This is a genomic window from Binatus sp. (SeqCode) (genome assembly GCF_050013435.1).
Classification (GTDB): Bacteria; Desulfobacterota; Binatia; order Binatales; family Binataceae; genus Binatus.
On record NZ_JBEKFG010000005.1, the window covers coordinates 18,016 to 36,012 of the forward strand.

Consider the following 17,997-nt stretch of genomic DNA (forward strand, 5'->3'; position numbering starts at 1 on the left):
ATGAAGCTCTACAACATGAATCTCTCGAACTTTGCCACCAAGTGCCGGCTCGTCATCTACGAAAAGGGACTCAACATCGAGATGGCGCCGATTCCCGGCGGCGATCTCCACTCCGCCGAATACGCGAAGATCAATCCGCTCGGTAAAACCCCGGCGCTCGACGTCGACGGCCTGCTCATCCCCGAGTCCGAGGTGATCAACGAGTACCTCGAGGACAAGTACCCGACTCCGCCGCTGCTTCCCAAGAGCCCCGAGGACCGCGCCAAAGTGCGAATCCTGACCCGATTCCACGACCTCTACCTCGAGCCTCCCCTGCGTGCGCTGTTCGGCCAGATGGATCCGAAAACTCGCGACGAAAAACTCATCGCCGAAAAGGTGGCCGACTTCAAAAACCGGCTCGACCAGCTCGAAAAGATGCTCGCGGGCGGCGGCTTCGCCTGCGGCGCCAACTTCACGCTCGCCGATTGTGCGCTGGTGCCCACGATGTTCTTCGTGACCACCCTGATGCCCGTGTTCGGGGTCATACCGCTCGACGGACATCCGAAGCTCGCGGCATGGTGGACCCACGTCCAGACCCGCCCGTCGGTAAAGAAGGGGCTGGCCGAGATGGGCGAAGCGCTGGCTGTGATGCAGCGCGGCGGCGGCATGCACTAGGGATTCGTCCCGCGATTTTTTATCGGCCAAAAAAGCGGGGGTATCCGCCACGATGCTCCCGCGATCGTCACGGCACGAGGATGAACTGACTATGGCTTATCTCGATCGCGACGGCGTGCGCATCTACTACGAACAGCGCGGCGCCGGGCCCGCCGTGTTGCTCTCGCACGGCTACAGCGCCAGCGCGCGCATGTGGGAGGGTCAGATGGATGCGCTGTCGGACCGCTACCACCTGATCGCCTGGGATATGCGCGGCCACGACCGCTCCGACTCGCCCGACGATCCGGCGCTCTATTCGCACGAGGCCACCATCGCGGATATGGGCGCAGTACTCGACGCTTGCGGCGCGAATCGCGCCGTGATCGCAGGCTTGTCGCTGGGCGGCTTCATGTCGCTGGCGTTTCATCTGGCCCATCCCGCGCGCACTTTGGCGCTGATGCTGTTCGACACCGGCCCGGGCTATCGGAAAGACGACGGGCGCGAGGGATGGAACCGGCTCGCCGAAAGCATGGCAGTCGCGTACGAGAAAAAAGGACTCGCTGCCGCCGGCGCCGGCGCCGAAGTGAGCGTTGCCCGCCATCGCAGCGCGCAAGGGCTTGCGCATGCGGCGCGCGGGATGCTGGCGCAGAAGGACGGCCGCGTGATCGAATCGCTGCCGGCGATCACGGTGCCGACGCTGGTGCTTGTCGGCGAAAACGACAAGCAGTTCCGGCCGTCGGCCGATTACATGTCAACAAAAGTTCCCGGCGCGGAAAAAGTGATCCTCGCGCACGCGGGTCACGCCGCCAATATCGATCAGCCCGCCGCGTTCAACGCCGCCGTGCGCGCATTCCTCGATCGCGTGACCGCATAGCCGCAATCGTCAAGCGTCAGTTCGCTTCTTTGCCGGTGACTGGCTGGAGAACGGTGCCGCGAACCGGCATTATGTATGGGTTGCCGAGATCGGTTCCACGATCTGATTGGCGACAAGTTTGCAAACCTGATTGATCATCCAGGAGGCTGCTCCGAGATTCCTCGAGGACCCACGGGACCGATTCAAGAATGGCTGTTCCTCCACTTTCCGAAATCAACCGCAACCTGTTCGACAAGCTTGTCGATCATCACATCCGGTTCTCGATGGCCAAGCGGCGCAGCGAGTTGTCGAAGCATGACTGGTATCGCGTGACGGCGCTGGTGGTTCGCGACATGCTGGTCGAAAAGATGCTGGCGACGCGTTTGCGTTTCGATCGCAACAATTCCAAGAAGCTCTATTATCTTTCGCTGGAATTTCTGATCGGACGCTCGCTGGAAAACAATCTCTACAACCTCGGCATCATCGACACCTGCCGCGATTTTCTGGCCGAGAACGGAATCGACCTGCGGATCCTGTTCGACGAGGAGCCCGACGCGGCGCTGGGCAACGGCGGCCTGGGCCGGCTGGCTGCATGTTTTCTCGATTCGTTGGCGACCCTCGATCTGCCCGGCTACGCGTATGGCATCAACTACGAGTACGGGCTGTTCCGCCAGGAGATTCGCGACGGTTACCAGGTCGAGCGGCCCGACGCATGGCAGCGCGAAACCTCGCCGTGGCTGGTGGCGCGCCCCGAGCAGTCATGCCGGATTCCGGTTTACGGGCGAATCGACCACCGCATCGATCGCAACGGCGAATACAATCCGGCCTGGGTGGATCGGCGCGTGCTGGTCGGCGTGCCGTCCGATCTGCCGATCGCGGGATACGGCGGACGCACGGTGAACTTTGTCCGCCTGTATTCAGCCGGCGCGTCGGATGAATTCGATATGCAGATCTTCAACGCCGGCGATTACATGAAGGCCGTCGAGCAGAAGATGCTTTCGGAGACCATCTCGAAAGTGCTGTACCCATCCGATTCGGTGGCTGCGGGCCGCGAGCTCAGGCTACTGCAGGAATATTTCTTCGTGGCCTGCGCGGTGCACGATATCGTAGGCGGATTCGTCGCTCGCGGTGAAGATTTCAGTACTTTTCCGTCGCAAGTGGCTATTCAGCTCAATGACACTCATCCCGCATTGACTATTGCGGAGTTGATGCGCGTTTTCATCGACGAGTACGATCAGGAATGGGCGATGGCGTGGGAGATTACGCGCGCCACGGTCGCATATACTAATCACACTCTTCTGCCTGAAGCGCTGGAACGATGGCCGGTGAGCCTGCTGGAACGAGTCGTGCCGCGCCATCTGCAAATCATTTACGAGATCAACCGGCGCTTTCTGGCGGACGTGGAGTCGGTCTCGCGCGACGATCCGGAACGCCTCAGGCGCTTATCGATCGTCCAGGACGGCTACGAAGTCCAGGTCCGCATGGCGCATCTGGCGATCGTCGGCAGCCATTCGGTGAACGGCGTGTCAAAGTTGCACACGGAACTTGTCAAGACGCGCCTGGTGCCCGATTTTTATCAACTCTGGCCCGAGCGGTTCAGCAACAAGACCAACGGCGTCACGCAACGGCGATGGCTGTCGATGGCGAATCCGGGTCTGGCAAGCCTGCTCGACGCGACGATCGGTGAGGGATGGGCTATAGACCTCGGGCAGCTGAGCGCGGTCGAGAAATTCGCGGACGACGCCGAGTTCCAGCAGCGCTTCAGGGCGATCAAACGCGCCAACAAGGAGCGGTTGGCGAGAATCGTGAATCGGCTCGCCGAGGTGGACGTCGATCCCGCCGCGATGTTCGACATACAGGCCAAACGTATCCACGAATACAAGCGCCAGCTCCTGATGGCGCTGGGAATCGTGCATCAGTACCTGCGGCTCGTCGATGACGGCGTCGAACCGCCGATGCCGCGCAGCTACCTGCTCGCGGGCAAGGCGGCGCCCGGCTATTGGGCGGCGAAAATGATCATCAAGTTGATCAACAACCTCGGTCAGGTGATCAACAACGACCCGAAAACACGGGAATTGATCAAGGTCGCCTTCCTGCCGGATTACCGGGTCTCGCTCGCGGAAAAAATCATTCCGGCTGCCGACGTTTCCGAACAGATTTCCACCGCCGGCCGCGAAGCATCCGGCACCGGCAACATGAAGTTCGCGATGAATGGCGCGCTGACGGTGGGAACTCTCGATGGCGCGAATATCGAGATTCGCGAAGCCGTCGGTGCGGAAAATATATTCATTTTTGGCCTGACCTCCGATCAGATTGAGGATCTCACGTTGAAGGGTGGATACCAGCCGCGCGCCTACTACGACGCTGACCCGCGACTCAAGCGGGTGCTCGACGAGTTGGCGTCCGATCGCTTTTGTCCCGGCGAGCCGGGGCTGTTCAGATGGGTTCGCGACGCGCTGGTCAACCGCGATGACTATTTCCTGATGGCGGATTTCGGCTCGTATATTGATATCCAGTCAGAGGTATCGACTGAGTATCAACATCCGGAGATCTGGACGCGAAAGGCTATACTCAATCTCGCGCGGATTGGCGCGTTTTCGAGCGACCGTGCGGTTGCGGAATACGCTCGCGAGATATGGCATCTCGGCCAATCATGACTTGACCGGCGCCGAATCGAGCCGCGCGCGAAGCAACCGGTCAGGCGTCCGCAATCAGCCTCAAGCCCAGCATCGCCGCGGCGCCGCTGAGCGCATCGTCGAAGCAGGCGAAGCTGACCGACGATCGAATCGCCGCCTGGAGCAAATCGGCCGTTGCAAGGTGCAACGCGTCGTAGGCGCGCAAGCGATATTGTTCCGCCAGATCCCCCGCACGGCGGATCGTCGTGGCGTCGACCGGTAACCGATTGAGCCGGGTCCAGTCGCGCTCGAATTCGCGCTTGTGCCGCCGCAAGGCAGCGTCGTCGATGTCAGCCAGGCGATGCTTTCGCGCCAACGCCGACCTGGTCTCGACATATGCGACGAGGCTTGTCGCAACCAGATCCGCCCGAGCCACCGCCTCCTTCACCTCGGTACTGCCCAGCTCTCGCGCGTAGAGCTTCACGAGAGCGGAGGTGTCCAGGTAGAGGATCACCTCCGCTCCTGGAGCACCAACTCAGCAACCGCTTTCTGGCCTCGGCCGATAATGATTGGACGCGACGACCCACGAGGCTTGCCATCCCTGGCCGCGAGCATGCCCGGGATCCGCTTCAGACGCCGCTGGAGTTCCGAGGCGGCCGGCTCCGGGCTGGCCGCCGTAGCCAGCGCCAGCAACCGCGCAATGGGCCGGCCACGCGAGGTAATTATCACATCCTCGCCGTTGTCGGCCTTCTGCAGGTACATAGATAGCCGCGCCTTGAACTCGCGCACTGATGCTTTCATGAGACCACATTATAGACAATGTGGTCACATCGCGCTATGGCGAAGGGCGATCTCCGGAGTTTACTTCCGGACCGGGCGCAGAATTTTTTGCAGCCATTCGCCGCCGATCGCGCCGGTCATCGACGACCTTGCGCCACCCGGCGCCACCGGCTCAGGGGTGGCGCGGTGGCCGGTAATCTCCACGATGTGAATGCGGTAGAAGAACGCCGCCAGCGGGCGTTCTGTGTCGTGCAGTATCGTTTTCGCGTAACCAGGCTCCCACCAGATGGCGTTGCGTTCCAGCAGTTTTTTGCGGGCGTATTCGCGGGCGCCGCGCCATTCGGGGATATTTGGCAGTTCCTCGTAGCGGCCGAAGACGATCACGCTCACCCACTGCTGCGGACTTACCACCTCGTCTGCTTCGACGCAGACCTTGGGGTTGGCGCGCATCCACTCGATCTTTTGCCCGACGGTGGAGAAGCTGTATAGGTACTCATTGTCGTAGGCGAAATAGACCGGCACAACGTATGGCTGAGTCTTTTGGGCGCACGCCAGTCTGCCGAGATGCGCACGGGCCAGCAGGTCCAGACTCTCCTGCCTGCTCAGTTCCTGGATCAGCATGACTATGACTCTCCGGCGCCATCCGCTATGAGGCGGCATTTATTTGCGCTGCTGGCGAATAAGAATACACATACAATTGGTTCACTACTCGTGCCACGGGAGATTGGTAACCTGCCGAACATTTTCATCAAAAATCGGGCGCGCACCGCGTTGCAGACCGTTTGCGTCAGCGTCGAGGCGCTGACGTGTATCCGACCGCGCCAATTGACTGCCGCTGAGAAGCCAACTTATTTGGCAGGCGGATTGCAATAGTAAGAAAGTTCGAAAAGACGATCAGGTTGCATTGAAAGGGGCGATAAAAATGCCAGCCGCGGCCGCCGACCCGCTCGGCGGCCTGAGTCACGACGAGGCGGCGCGGCGCCTGAAGCGGTACGGGCCTAACCGCCTGGTGCGCGCATCGCGCGGCGCCGCAATCCTGGCGTTTCTCAGAACCGCCGCGGACCCGATGGCATTAATGCTGGCCGCGGCCGGCGCGGTTTACTACGCGCTGGGCGAGCGGACCGACGCGTACGTCCTGTTCGCAGCGATCGTTCCGGTGCTTGCCGTCGATGTAATCCTCGAGGCGCGATCGCGCACCGCTCTCAAGAAGCTTGCGGGCGTCGTCGCGCCGCGGGCGCGAGTGGTTCGCAGCGGTGTCCAGACCGAGGCTGCGACCGCGGACCTTGTCCCCGGCGATCTGCTGGCGCTGAAAGAGGGCGACATCGTTCACGCCGATGCGGTTGTGCGTTCGAGTTCCAATCTCGCGCTCGACGAATCGCAGCTCACCGGCGAAGCGGAACCCGTTTCGAAGCGGCCGTGCGAAACACCCGGAGCCATGCCGGATGCCGCGGAGGACAGCCGCGTGTATGCGGGCTCGCGCGTGCTCGAGGGCCAGGGGTTTGCCGAGGTAACGGCGACCGGGGAGCGCACCCGCTATGGCGACCTGGCGCGCCTGGTCGCGGAGGTCGGCCCGCGTCCTACCCCGCTTGAGCGCAAGACCGGGCGCATGGTGCGCTGGATGGTCGGCGTGGCGATTACCGTTTCGGCGCTGCTGTTTGTCGTGCGCATGCTCGGCGGCGCGCCGGCGGGCAAGGCGTTTCTGTATGCGGTCAGCCTCGCGATGTCCGCCGTTGGCGAAGAGTTCCTGCTGGTGCTGACGATGTTCCTGAGTATCGGAGCGTATCGCCTTAGCCAGCACGGAGTCCTGGTGCGCCGCCTGGCCAGCGTCGAGACGCTCGGCTCAACCACCGTCATCTGCCTCGACAAGACCGGCACTCTGACGGCCGGCGAGTTCGTGCTCGAGGAGCATCTGCCGCTGGGGCCGGAGATGCCGGAGGACGCGTTGCTCGAGGCGGCCGCGCTCGCCTGCGAGCCTCAAGCCGCCGACACGATGGAGAGAAAGATTCTCGCCCATTGCACGGAGCACGGGATCAACGTCGATGCGCTTCACTCGCGATGGCATCTGGAGCACGACTACGCGTTCGACCCGGTCGGCAAACACATGTCGCACGTCTGGAGCAGCGGCGACGGCGCCGGGGGCGCACAGCGAATCGTGGCGAAGGGCGCGCTGGAAGGGATAATCGAGCATTGCGATCTGTCGCAGGCGGATTTCGCTCGCGCCGAGAGCGCCAATGCCGAGATGGCGGGGCGCGGAATGCGCGTGCTTGCCGTGGCCGGCCGCGATGCGCGGCCGGGCGGATTCAACGGCGTGCGCGGGTCGGACGAGCGCGGGCTTCGTCTGTTCGGGCTGCTCGGGTTTCGCGATCCGCTGAGAGCCGCGGTTCCCGACGCGGTCGCGCAATGCCAGCGCGCCGGGGTGGAACTCAAGCTGATTACCGGCGACCACGCGCTCACCGCGCACGCAATCGCCGACGCCGCCGGAATCGCGCACAGCGACGACGGCATCGTCACCGGCGCGCAACTCGACAGCGTTGACCAGCCGGCCTTCGAAGGGCTGGTTCGCCGCTGCAGCATCTTCGCGCGCATCCGCCCCGAACAAAAATATGCGATCGTCGAGGCGCTGAGGCGCGCGGGCGAAGTCGTCGCGATGACCGGCGACGGGATAAACGACGCGCCGGCGCTGCGCCGGGCGGACATTGGCGTGGCGATGGGCCGGCGCGGAACGGAGGTCGCACGCGCGGCTGCGGACATCGTGCTGCTCGAGGACGATTTCTCCGCGATGGTCGCAACGATTCGCGAAGGCCGGATTTTGCTCGACAACATTCAGCGCGCCTTCCTTTACCTGGTCGGCTTCAAGGTGATGCTGGTATCGCTCACGCTGTTGGCGCCGGTCTTCGGCCTGCCGCTGCTGCTATTGCCGGTGAATTTGGTGTGGCTCGAGATGATCGTACACCCGGTCTCCGCGCTCGCTTTCGAGGGCGAGCCCGCCGTCGATGACGTGATGCGGCGGCCGCCGCGTCCTCCCTCAGCGCCGATCGTCGAGCGACCCGCCGCTTACCGTGCGGCTTTATCCGGGGCGCTGCTGACGGTGATGGCGCTTGCGCTCTTCGCGCTTCGACTCCGCGACGGCGAGAACTACGCCCGCAGCGTCGCGATGGTCGTCGCCGTGGTGGGGAGCCTGTTTCTGGTCTGGGCGGAGTACGCAGGGACCCGTCGATGGTGGCGGGTTCGCGCGCCGGAGCAGCGGCGATTCTGGCTTGTGATCTTTGCCGTAGCCGCCAGTCTGCCGGCATTCATGCTGACGCCGCCGCTGGCTAAGCTGCTGATGATCCGCCCGATTGCTCCCGCCGATTGGGGGATCGCAATATTGGCGGCGGCGATCGCCGTCGGTTGGCGCGCGTTCGGCACCCGCAGCGTCAGATAGGTTTTGTCGATCACGTCTGTGACCGGGCATTGTCGCCATGCGCTAACCGAGACATCGCCGCATCATCCTTTCTAGCCGGTCGCATTCGATCCTTTGCATTCAGGCGGAGTACAATTGCCCAATGCCATGCTCACTTGGGCCGCAACTGGCTGGCGATGCGCAACTCTGCCGAACCTGAAGAGCTTCTCGAATGACGCGACGACCGCCGCGCGCCACAGTGTCCGAAGCGGACGATAGGCCAACTATCGTTACTCGCGACTCGGACCCGGACAGGCGGCCCTCCGCGCGGAGCTTGCGCGGACTCGACTGGCTCAACTTCCTGCTCGCCGACGTGCAAAGCGGTGTGGGGCCGTTCCTCGCGATCTACCTTGCCGGCTATGGCTGGAACGAGCAGCGCGTGGGCCTTGCACTCACGATTGGAGGAATCGCCGGTATCGCATCGCAAACACCGGCCGGCGCTTTGGTGGACCGGCTCAAGTCCAAAAGAGCGCTGATTGCGGCGGGAGTGGCCGCCTTGGCTATCGGCGCTCTCTTCATTGCGTTCTTTCCGTCGTTCTGGCCGGTGGTGACAGCGCAAGTGCTTATCGGCGCAATGTCCAGTTTCTTCATGCCTGCCATCGCCGCAATCTCTCTTGGGATTGTGGGACATAGACTCTTCAATCTCCGCCAAGGACGAAACCAGGCATTCAATTCGGCCGGCAACGTGGTCGCCGCCCTAATGATGGGGCTGATCGGTTATTTCATTTCGAACCGCGGCGTCTTTTTCTTTGTCGCGGTTCTCGCAGTCCCGACGATCCTGTCGCTGTTGCTCATCCGCCCCGACGAGATCGACTACGAACTGGCCAGGGGAGCCAGGGACGGCGAGGATGATCGAAATCCGGCAAGTGTCCTGGAACTGATCGAGGATCACCCGCTGATGATCTTCCTGTGCTGCGCGGTCATGTTTCATTTCGCCAACGCAGCGATGCTTCCGCTGCTCGGCGAGATGCTGGCGAAAGGCAAGGGTCGCACTTCGATGATGTTCATGTCCGCCTGTGTCGTGACAACGCAGTTCACGATCACACTGCTCGCGGCACGGGCAGGCCGGAGTGCGGGCTCATGGGGCAGAAAGCCCCTGCTGCTCGTAGGATTCGGAGTGCTGCCGATCCGCGGCGTCCTTTACACCCTCACCCACAACCTCTACCTGCTGGTCGGCATCCAGGTGCTCGACGGCATCGGCGCCGGCATTTTCGGCGTCGTTTCCGTATTGGTGATCGCCGACCTGACGCGTGGCACCGGGCGGTTTAATCTTACGCTCGGCGCGATCGCAACGGCCGTGGGAATCGGCGCGGCTCTAAGTCAAACGATCGCCGGATCTATTGTTCACCACTTCAGTGACCGAGCCGGGTTTCTGTTCCTGGCCTCCGTGGCGGCGGCGGCCTTTGCGATCCTGTGGCTCTTCATGCCCGAAACCCTTGACTGGAAAGCCGGCGCTCACGCGCCGACGTCGGTGGCGAAGCGTTGACGATTGCCAATGACACTATCTGGGCAATCGCCGCGCTGAGCACCCTTGGTGTGATCGTCCGCCCTTGGAACCTGCCCGAGGCGACCTGGGCTGTGACCGGCGCGGTCATGCTGATCGTGTTCGGTCTGCTGCCATGGAGCGACGCGCTGAAAGCGGTCGCCAAGGGGACCGATGTGTACCTGTTTCTGAGCGGCATGATGCTGCTGGCGGAGTTGGCGCGCAAAGAGGGTTTGTTTGACTTTCTGGCCGGGCGAGCCGCTCGCTTGGCGGGCGGCTCCGCGGCGAAGCTGTTCGCGCTGGTTTATGGCGTCGGCACAGTAGTTACAGTTTTTATGTCGAACGACGCTACTGCGGTCGTCCTCACGCCAGCCGTGTTCGCCGCGACCAAGGCCGCCAAGGTGAAGGACCCGCTGCCCTACCTGTTGATCTGCGCGTTTATAGCAAACGCGGCAAGCTTCGTCCTGCCGATCTCAAATCCAGCCAACCTGATCATCTTCCGCGACCACATGCCGCCGCTGCTGCAATGGCTCGGGCGATTCGCGTTGCCATCGATCCTGTCGATCGCGGTTACCTATGCTGTCCTGCGGTTCACGCAGAGCGATTCGCTGCGGCAGGAGGTAATGGCCGCTGAGGTCGATGTACCTGGCCTGTCCAGCGGCGGCCGCATGACCGCTTGTGGCATCGTGGGCACGGGAATCGTGCTGCTGCTTGTCTCCGGCTTCGGCGTTGACCTTGGACTGCCGACATTTGTGGCCGCAGTCGCGACTGCCGCCGTAGTGCTTTTTCTAAAGCGCCAGTCACCGTGGAGTGTGATGAAGGACGCTTCCTGGGAAATCTTGCCGCTGGTGGCCGGTCTGTTCGTGCTGGTAGAGGCGCTTGATCGCAGCGGCGTGCTCAAAGCGCTCATTCATATTCTGCAGATAGGAGCAGATCGCTCTGCGATGGTGACGACTTGGATAGCGGGCGTGACTCTGGCCCTGATTTGCAACCTGGTCAACAACCTGCCGGCCGGTCTGCTGGCAGGCTCGGTTGTGTCTGCTGCGCATGTACCGCGGCAGGTCGCCAGCGCAGTGCTCATCGGGGTGGACCTCGGACCGAATTTGTCAGTTACCGGATCGCTGGCAACCATCCTGTGGCTGTCCGCGCTGCGGCGGGAAAATCAGAATGTGAGCGCCTGGAGTTTTCTGAAACTCGGTGCGTTGGTGATGCCGCCGGCTTTGATTCTCGCGATTGCGGGACTGCTGGTCACCGGCTCCGTTCGCTAGTCCGTCCAGCGCCGAAACCTTTCGGGGATCGCAATATTGGCGGCGGCGATCGCCGTCGGTTGGCGCGCGTTCGGCACGCGCGGCGTCAGCCCTTCGGCAAGCCCAGCACGCGCTCACCGATGATGTTGCGCTGGATTTCGCTGGTGCCGCCCGCGATCGTAAACTCCCGCGCGGCGAGTATCCGGCTGGCCCATTTGCCACCTTCGACGGCTCCACGCGACCCGCTCTCCAGATTCGCGTAAGCACCGAGCATCTCGTCGGCGAACATCGCCATGCGCAGGCTGAGTTCCGTCGCGCACAGTTTCCCGATCGAACTCTCCGCGCCGGGCACTCGCCCCTTGAGCTGTGCGGTCATCGCGCGATAACGGCCGAGCCGGATACATCGCGCCTCCGCGGCAAATTGCGCGAGCTTCTGGCGGATGTACGGGTTGCTCCACGCGGGCACGGCGTCAAAAGCCACGGTCTTCGCCAGCGCGATCAATTCGCCCATCGTGCGTTCCACCGGATGACGCACTCCGCCCGACGCCCGCTGAAACATCAGCGTTGCGATCGACACTTGCCACCCTTCGTTCAGCTTGCCGACCATGTTCTGCTTCGGCACTCGCACGCCGTCGTAAAAGACCTCGTTGAATCCCATCTCGCCGGTGATCTGCATGAGCGGCCGGATCGTGATTCCCGGACTGCGCAGATCAACCAGCAGATACGAAATTCCTCGATGCTTGGGCGCGGCCGGATCGGTGCGGACCAGCAGTACCTGGTAAGCCGCGCGATGCGCGTTGCTGGTCCATACCTTCTCGCCGGTGACCACGAACGAGTCGCCGTCGAGCACCGCGCGGGTCTGAAGTCCCGCCAGATCGGAACCTGCGTTAGGTTCCGAGTATCCCTGGCACCAGATTTCTTCGCCCGTGAGCATCGGCGCCAGGTAGCGTTTTTTTTGCTCCTCGGTGCCGAGCAGCATTATCGTCGGGCCGATCCGATCGACCGCGAAATTGTTCGCGCCGTACAGCGGCAGCCCGAGCCGCAAAGCCTCGTCCTGGTAAATCGATTGCTCGACCACCCCGGCTTCGCTCCCGCCCCAATTCTTCGGCCAGTGAAGCGCGAGATACCCGGCGTCGTGCAACCGCCGATGGTACGTGAGGATCTTCTGCCAGAGTTCGTCGTCGCGGCTGTAGAGCAGGCTCTCGATTGTTACGCTTGGCGACTCGACCAGATCGCCAAATAGTTCCGACGCCGTCGCCTCCATCCATGCGCGCAGCCGGCTGCGGAATTGCTCCTGCTCTGGTGTGTAGTCGAAGTCCACCGAACTAGACGTTTGCAAGCCGCCTGCCGGCAGCTGGTCCTGCGCTACGCGAACAACATTCTTCTGAGCGCCGGGAACAGGCGCATTTCCTCGCTATCGATCAAATCGTCGAGCTTCACCGCCAGCACACATAGAGCTTTGCCGGCCACGGCCACAACTTTATCCGCATCTTTCTCGAACGACACTCCGTTAAGCTTGGCTATCAGCGAGCGCATTTCGAGGTGGCTCTGCTTGATTCGCTCGATCACCTCGGGAGCAAGGCCGCCGGCAAGTTCCGCCCACGGCAGCACTGTTTCATCTTCGCTCAACAGATGCTGATTGAGTCGCGGCTTGAGAGTTTCCCAACAGCGCTGCGCCTGCGCACGCATCTCGCGATCCGACGGCTTGAAGCCCAAAATGGCGCCTGCCACTGCCGCGTCCAGCAGCCGCATCCCCAGCCGGTATTGTTCACGGTCCAGTTCTTCCGTGAGTTTTCTGATCTGGCCCGTGCCGGGGGCCTTTTCGGCCCCGATCGCTAATGGCTTCTTGGCGGTAGTCATATTCATCGTCCTCACGATTGCAAACTGACTCTAGCAGGATGTTGAAAATTTGGGATCAGTCGTCGTTTTCGATTTCAAGCTTTTCAACACCCACCCCTGCCTGCCGTTGTATCCGTTGAACACACAGCCTGTTTCCCTTGGCGACACTACCGGATCAAATCGACGGATTTCACGATTTCGATATCGAGACGAAACAGCGTCGACATTTCGTGCTTTCGACTGAAATAAGCAAAGATCTAGTTCCGCATAACCAAGCGCATAAGGCCGTCTCATCATTGATCGCAGCGATACTTGCGGCCATCCGATCATTTATGCCAGAAGTTCCCGGAGATATTGGCCGATGGGCCGTGATGTTCAGCAGGGGACGGCTGATCTTCTGGGCACAAATGTTGCTCCGCGACGAATGCGCCGACTACTTGGGCGCCGATTGGAGGAATTATGCCAGCCAGACGAATTTTCTCGATATTTCTCCTCGCATTTGGCCTCGTGGCGTTATCACGGGTGGGTCTGGCGCGCGCGGCCGACAGCGACGGCAGCGCCGCCGATCTCAAGGAAATCAAAAGCGAGATGCGTCAGTTGCGCGAGGAGCGCAAGCGTGACCGCGAAGTAATTCACTCGCTCGAGATCAAGGTTCAGCAACTCGAGACGAAGGATTCAAAGGTCGCGGCCACCACTGAGCAGTTGCACGCCACGGATCAGAAGCTCAAGGAGACGACCCTCGAGCTTCAGCAGACTAACGCCCAGGTGCAGACTTTGCAGACCAAGGTCGATGCGCCGATCGCGGCGTCGGAGTTTGGCGATGCGGTTAGTCGATACCTCGGAACCCACTCGTTCACCGTGGCCGGTGCCGCCGGCGGCAGCTTCATCTATGACCAGCAAAGCGGCGGCCTCGACGGCGTTTCTCATGTATCGCAGAATTCGTTCTTTTTCGATTGGGAGCCGATGTTTCTGTATCGCCCGACTGACTGGATCATGTTCGAGGGCGTGATCAGCACCGCGTTTGGAAGTACCGGGACGGGAGCCGATCTGTCGACCGCTGATTTTCAGATTTTTCTTAACGACTATATGACGGTCGTGGCCGGGCTTTTCGATCAGCCGTTCGGTGACTGGTACGAGAACCAGAGCCCGATGTGGGTGAACCGGTTTGTCACGGCGCCGCTGCCGTTTGGAGTTGAGCCCGTGGTTCCGCCGGGGGAGATTGGAGTCCAGCTTCGCGGCGGCATGCAATTCGGCGCGCTCGGTCAGGATTTCGACTACACCGTCTGGGGCGGAAACGGCCCCAATTTCAGCTCCAACGTCCTCGGCGCCGCGCTCTCGAGTCCAACCGCCGTCGCCAACAGCCAGACCAACGGCAAATCGATCGGCGCGCGTTTTCGCATCTATCCGCTCCCGGTAGATTCTCAAATGGGCCGCCTCGAGCTCGGAGCCTCCACCTACAACGGCAAGTGGGCAAATGGAAATTGGTACAATTCATGGGGCGTCGATTTCAACTACTTCATCGGCAACTTGCAGGCCCGCGGAGAATGGATGGAATCGTACCGTCAGATGCCCGACGGTATGGGCTCTGACAATCGCCAGGGATGGTACGTGCAAGCCGGTTACGTCCTGAACGATCTCAACGTCCCGTGCTTCCCCGACAAGCTCAACGGCTATCTCCATCGATTTGAGCCGCTGGTGCGCTATTCGGGAGTCAACCAGCGCGCCGTTGCAAGCGACGACATCGAGGCCGCTACCGGCGTCGGCCAGGGCGGCTTCCAGACCGGTCTGGTTCCCGATTTCGGCATCAACGGGTCGCCGGCCACCTACGCGCCACACGCTCGCGAAGTCGCGTTGGCTCTCGACTATTGGATCGCACCATCGATCGTTTGGCAGAACGAATTCGACCTCGAGTTGCCGCAAAATGGAGGAGCATTCGTCTCACCCAGCGGCGCGGTGACACCCGCGGGTCCAATTCCCAACGATCGCGCCTTCCTCAGCCAATTCACGATCGGATTCTGAGCGGAGTCATGGCCATGAGAAAAATATTCGCGGCAATCGTACTTGCGACTCTAACGATCGGATTTGTCGGCGCTCCCGCTTCGGCTCAGGAGAATCTTTCCCCGGCCGAGCACAGACGCCTGTTTCGGGAGGGCGCCCAACTCTGGCCGGTTTACTGCAACACCTGCCATAATGCGCGACCGGGATCCGAGAAGGCGCCCTATGAGTGGGACCTGATCATCATGCATATGCGCACGCTGGGAAATTTACCGGCCGGCGACACCAGGGCGCTGGTGGAATACCTCAAGGCCCGTTGAATCGCCCTCGGCGGCGCGAACATTGAACCGGAGGACAACGTGAACCGACTTATCTCGACCATTGGTGTGTGCGCGATCATCGCATGCGCGTTTGTGCCTGCGCGCGCGGCCGACATGGCTGCCGCCAAGCAGAGCTACAATACGTTTTGTATGAAGTGCCACGGCACCGATGGCCAAGGCGACGGTGCTGCCGCGGCTACCCTTGCCACCAAGCCTCGCAATTTCACTGATTGCGCGACGATGGGCAAGATTACCGACGAGACCCTGTTCAACGCGATCAAGAACGGCGGCGCCTCGGTTGGTCTCAGCAAAGATATGCAGGCGTGGAGCACCGGTTTCGGGGACGACGAGATCCACGACCTCGTCGCTTACGTCAGGGCCTTCTGCAAGAAGTAAGCGCGACCTCGATGCCCGATGGAAATTTGATTGACGCGATCCCGCGCGACTTGTGGTGGTTTCGCAAGAACGTGCCGTGCCTTGAAGCGTGCCCGGTCAAAACCGACGCCGGCCGCTACGTTCAACTGGTCGCCGAAGGACGCCTGGCCGAAGCATATCGCGTTGCGCGATCGCCCAATCCGATCGCGTCCATATGCGGCCGCGCTTGCGGCGCGCCATGCGAGGACGCGTGCCGCCGCGGCAAGATCGACGCGCCCGTGACGATTCGCGCGCTCAAGCGCTTTCTCACCGAGCAATTCGGCCCCGAAGCACTCTCGGCCCGCGGCATCCGTGACATGATCGCCGGACCATCCGGCGGCGGCAGCGTCACTCCCGGTCATCTCGATATTCTCGGCGCACGGCCCGACGCCGGCGCGCCCAGGCGCAAAGTCGCAGTCGTCGGCGCGGGTCCGGCCGGGCTCGCATGCGCACACGATCTGGCCGTGATGGGCTACAGCGTCACGGTTTTCGAGGCGATGCCGCATCCGGGCGGGATGCTTCGCTACGGGATTCCCGCCTACCGTCTTCCGCGCGACGTGATCGACTGCCAGGTCGGCGAGATCGAAGCGCTGGGTGTCGAGTTTCGCTACTCGACGCCGCTTCGACCCGGCTTCGGAGTTCAAGAACTCAAAGAGCAGGGCTATGAAGCTATCTTTCTCGCCGTTGGAGCGTCGCGCGGCCGCGCGGTGCCGATCGAGGGGGTCGATACCGACGGCGTGATCAAGGCGATCGACTACCTGCTCAATATCCATCGCGGCTTCCGCGTTCCGCTCGGCGGCAAGGTGGTCGTTATAGGCGGCGGCCTGGTCGCCATCGATGCGGCCCGAACCGCGGTTCGCACCCTCCTGCCCGGACTCGTCATGTCGCAGGAGGAAGAACAGAGCGTCGCGGCCGGCACGATGCGCGTCGCACTCGATGCGGCGCGCGAGGCGGCGCGGCGCGGTGCGCTCGAAGTTACGGTCGCCAGTCTTGAGTCCGAGCCCGAGATGCCGGCGATGAAATCCGCGCAGGGCCGCGAGGAACTCGATATCGCGCGCGACGAGGGCGTCACTTTTCTCCCCGGTTGGGGCCCCAAGCGAATCGTCAGCCGCGACGGCCATGCGGTCGGAATCGAATTAGTCAAATGCGTCAGGGTATTCGATGAAGCGGGCCGCTTCCGGCCGCAATTTGACGAAAACGATCGCCGCGTCGTTGACGCCGACGGCGTGATCCTCGCCATCGGGCAGGCGCCGGACCTGTCGTTTATCAAGCCGCAAGATGGTGTCACCATCACGCCCGCCGGAACTGTCAAGATCGACCCGGTCACTCTCGAAACCGGCATCGCCGGCGTATTCGCAGGCGGCGATGCGGCCTTTCCACCTTCCCTGCTGATCACCTGTGCACAGCACGGCAAGGTCGCCGCGCGCGGCATCGACGCCTATCTCCGCGGGATACCGCTCGGCCAGCCGCGCATGCACGTCACCATCGAGGAGCTGCCGACCGACAGCTACACGATGGTTGAACGTTACGAGCAGAAGCCTCGCGAGGTTCCGCTGGTCCCGCTCTCGCGCCGCACCGGAATCACCGAAGTCGAGTCCGTGTTAAGTCCGGGCGACGCGCACGAGCAGGCCGAGCGATGCCTCTACTGCCATATCCATCCGATCTACAACGGCTCGGCATGCATTCTGTGCAATCGATGCGTGGACATTTGCCCGGAGCATTGCCTGCATTTCGCCCCCGCCGGCGAGATCGCCGATCAGGAGCGGGTTGCCGGCGTGATGACGGAGGCGCCGACGCGCAGTGCTTTTCTCTACGACGAGACCAAATGCATCCGTTGCGGCCTGTGCGCGATCAGGTGCCCGACCTCGGCGATTACCATGGAACGCTTTCAGTTCGAAGAGACGGCCGTCTGATGGACAGCGATCGGCGAAGAATTCTGCGCTTCATCGGCAAAGGCTCGGTGTTGGCCGCCTTCCTTGGCCAGATCGGCGCTGCCGGCAGGGCATTCTATCCCAACGTGCTCTACGAGCCGCCCAGCCGCTTCAAACTCAAGCGCCCCAACGATTACCCCGACGGCTACACCTTTGTCGAAGCGCACCGCCTGTTTGTGATTCGTCAAAAGGAGGCGTTCCACGTCATCTCCGCCATCTGCACGCATCTGGGATGCACAGTGCAGTGGAAAGATACCGAGTTCGATTGTCCGTGCCATGGCAGCCGCTTTAATCCCGACGGCACGGTGATTTCGGGCCCTGCGCCACGTCCTCTCGATTGGTTTGCGACGACCGTTTCGCCCGACGGGTTCCTCGAAGTTGACAGCGCCACCGACGTTGCGCGCGACTTCAGGCTGCTCGTCGGCGGAAAAGGCAAGGCTTGATC

Annotated in this window: 16 protein-coding genes; 11 read left to right on the forward strand and 5 right to left on the reverse strand. The window is 62.1% G+C overall.

Annotated features, from left to right (window positions below):
- The 3 genes from ABSB13_RS01700 (at position 1) to ABSB13_RS01710 (ending at position 4,143) form a co-directional block, all read left to right on the forward strand.
- Entirely contained in the window at positions 1–654 is a 654-nt protein-coding gene (locus tag ABSB13_RS01700; RefSeq protein WP_428104965.1) for a glutathione S-transferase family protein, read from the forward strand.
- A 91-nt stretch (positions 655–745) separates the two neighbouring features.
- Complete coding sequence (locus ABSB13_RS01705) at positions 746–1,507, forward strand: alpha/beta fold hydrolase (RefSeq protein WP_428104967.1); 762 nt, start codon at positions 746–748, stop codon at positions 1,505–1,507.
- Between the two features lie 188 nt (positions 1,508–1,695).
- Positions 1,696–4,143: a glycogen/starch/alpha-glucan phosphorylase gene (locus ABSB13_RS01710; RefSeq protein ID WP_428104969.1), complete on the forward strand. Its 2,448-nt coding sequence runs from the start codon at positions 1,696–1,698 to the stop codon at positions 4,141–4,143.
- Positions 4,144–4,183: 40 nt separating this feature from the next.
- On the opposite strand, the gene ABSB13_RS01715 is transcribed toward ABSB13_RS01710, so the two are convergent.
- The 3 genes from ABSB13_RS01715 to ABSB13_RS01725 are packed head-to-tail and all read right to left on the reverse strand — an operon-like array spanning position 4,184 to position 5,502.
- Positions 4,184–4,615 carry a type II toxin-antitoxin system VapC family toxin gene (locus tag ABSB13_RS01715; RefSeq protein ID WP_428104971.1) on the reverse strand — a complete coding sequence of 144 codons (432 nt, stop codon included), beginning with the start codon at positions 4,613–4,615 and terminating at the stop codon, positions 4,184–4,186.
- Positions 4,612–4,902: a type II toxin-antitoxin system Phd/YefM family antitoxin gene (locus ABSB13_RS01720; protein WP_428104972.1), complete on the reverse strand. Its 291-nt coding sequence runs from the start codon at positions 4,900–4,902 to the stop codon at positions 4,612–4,614. Before ABSB13_RS01720 ends, ABSB13_RS01715 begins: the two co-directional genes overlap by 4 nt.
- 60 nt (positions 4,903–4,962) lie before the next feature.
- The gene (locus tag ABSB13_RS01725; RefSeq protein WP_428104974.1) at positions 4,963–5,502 is read right to left on the reverse strand and encodes a pyridoxamine 5'-phosphate oxidase family protein; all 540 of its coding nucleotides are present in this window, start codon (positions 5,500–5,502) and stop codon (positions 4,963–4,965) included.
- Between the two features lie 301 nt (positions 5,503–5,803).
- On the opposite strand from ABSB13_RS01725, the gene ABSB13_RS01730 reads away from it, so the two are divergent.
- The 3 genes from ABSB13_RS01730 (at position 5,804) to ABSB13_RS01740 (ending at position 11,074) form a co-directional block, all read left to right on the forward strand.
- Positions 5,804–8,305 carry a cation-translocating P-type ATPase gene (locus ABSB13_RS01730; protein WP_428104976.1) on the forward strand — a complete coding sequence of 834 codons (2,502 nt, stop codon included), beginning with the start codon at positions 5,804–5,806 and terminating at the stop codon, positions 8,303–8,305.
- Positions 8,306–8,495: 190 nt separating this feature from the next.
- On the forward strand, positions 8,496–9,809 hold the full coding sequence (locus ABSB13_RS01735) for an MFS transporter (RefSeq protein ID WP_428104978.1): 1,314 nt from the start codon (positions 8,496–8,498) through the stop codon (positions 9,807–9,809).
- Positions 9,806–11,074, forward strand: coding sequence for an arsenic transporter (locus tag ABSB13_RS01740; RefSeq protein ID WP_428104980.1), 1,269 nt, complete (start codon positions 9,806–9,808; stop codon positions 11,072–11,074). The genes ABSB13_RS01735 and ABSB13_RS01740 overlap by 4 nt, the downstream gene beginning before the upstream one ends.
- A gap of 85 nt (positions 11,075–11,159) precedes the next feature.
- Here the strand turns inward: ABSB13_RS01740 and ABSB13_RS01745 are convergent, their stop codons facing one another.
- On the reverse strand, positions 11,160–12,374 hold the full coding sequence (locus tag ABSB13_RS01745; protein WP_428104982.1) for an acyl-CoA dehydrogenase family protein: 1,215 nt from the start codon (positions 12,372–12,374) through the stop codon (positions 11,160–11,162).
- 44 nt (positions 12,375–12,418) lie between these two features.
- Positions 12,419–12,919, reverse strand: coding sequence for a hemerythrin domain-containing protein (locus tag ABSB13_RS01750; RefSeq protein WP_428104984.1), 501 nt, complete (start codon positions 12,917–12,919; stop codon positions 12,419–12,421).
- 432 nt (positions 12,920–13,351) lie between these two features.
- Here ABSB13_RS01750 and ABSB13_RS01755 point away from each other — a divergent pair, with 432 nt between their 5' ends.
- From ABSB13_RS01755 to ABSB13_RS01775, 5 genes are read left to right on the forward strand one after another with little or no spacing between them, the layout of a single operon-like run.
- Positions 13,352–14,911 carry a hypothetical protein gene (locus ABSB13_RS01755; RefSeq protein ID WP_428104985.1) on the forward strand — a complete coding sequence of 520 codons (1,560 nt, stop codon included), beginning with the start codon at positions 13,352–13,354 and terminating at the stop codon, positions 14,909–14,911.
- Positions 14,912–14,925: 14 nt separating this feature from the next.
- Positions 14,926–15,207, forward strand: coding sequence for a hypothetical protein (locus ABSB13_RS01760; RefSeq protein WP_428104987.1), 282 nt, complete (start codon positions 14,926–14,928; stop codon positions 15,205–15,207).
- Positions 15,208–15,246: 39 nt separating this feature from the next.
- The gene (locus tag ABSB13_RS01765) at positions 15,247–15,603 is read left to right on the forward strand and encodes a c-type cytochrome (protein ID WP_428104989.1); all 357 of its coding nucleotides are present in this window, start codon (positions 15,247–15,249) and stop codon (positions 15,601–15,603) included.
- Between the two features lie 11 nt (positions 15,604–15,614).
- Positions 15,615–17,534: an FAD-dependent oxidoreductase gene (locus ABSB13_RS01770; RefSeq protein WP_428104991.1), complete on the forward strand. Its 1,920-nt coding sequence runs from the start codon at positions 15,615–15,617 to the stop codon at positions 17,532–17,534.
- On the forward strand, positions 17,534–17,995 hold the full coding sequence (locus ABSB13_RS01775; protein ID WP_428104993.1) for a QcrA and Rieske domain-containing protein: 462 nt from the start codon (positions 17,534–17,536) through the stop codon (positions 17,993–17,995). The genes ABSB13_RS01770 and ABSB13_RS01775 overlap by 1 nt, the downstream gene beginning before the upstream one ends.
- Positions 17,996–17,997 lie beyond the last annotated feature (2 nt).

Bases quoted from the DNA above. Each gene is read 5' to 3' on its own strand.
- ABSB13_RS01700 (WP_428104965.1), top strand. From the start codon at position 1: ATGAAGCTCTACAACATGAATCTCTCGAACTTTGCCACCAAGTGCCGG.
- ABSB13_RS01705 (WP_428104967.1), top strand. From the start codon at position 746: ATGGCTTATCTCGATCGCGACGGCGTGCGCATCTACTACGAACAGCGC.
- ABSB13_RS01710 (WP_428104969.1), top strand. From the start codon at position 1,696: ATGGCTGTTCCTCCACTTTCCGAAATCAACCGCAACCTGTTCGACAAG.
- ABSB13_RS01720 (WP_428104972.1), bottom strand. From the start codon at position 4,902: ATGAAAGCATCAGTGCGCGAGTTCAAGGCGCGGCTATCTATGTACCTG.
- ABSB13_RS01725 (WP_428104974.1), bottom strand. From the start codon at position 5,502: ATGCTGATCCAGGAACTGAGCAGGCAGGAGAGTCTGGACCTGCTGGCC.
- ABSB13_RS01730 (WP_428104976.1), top strand. From the start codon at position 5,804: ATGCCAGCCGCGGCCGCCGACCCGCTCGGCGGCCTGAGTCACGACGAG.
- ABSB13_RS01735 (WP_428104978.1), top strand. From the start codon at position 8,496: ATGACGCGACGACCGCCGCGCGCCACAGTGTCCGAAGCGGACGATAGG.
- ABSB13_RS01750 (WP_428104984.1), bottom strand. From the start codon at position 12,919: ATGAATATGACTACCGCCAAGAAGCCATTAGCGATCGGGGCCGAAAAG.
- ABSB13_RS01755 (WP_428104985.1), top strand. From the start codon at position 13,352: ATGCCAGCCAGACGAATTTTCTCGATATTTCTCCTCGCATTTGGCCTC.
- ABSB13_RS01760 (WP_428104987.1), top strand. From the start codon at position 14,926: ATGAGAAAAATATTCGCGGCAATCGTACTTGCGACTCTAACGATCGGA.
- ABSB13_RS01770 (WP_428104991.1), top strand. From the start codon at position 15,615: ATGCCCGATGGAAATTTGATTGACGCGATCCCGCGCGACTTGTGGTGG.
- ABSB13_RS01775 (WP_428104993.1), top strand. From the start codon at position 17,534: ATGGACAGCGATCGGCGAAGAATTCTGCGCTTCATCGGCAAAGGCTCG.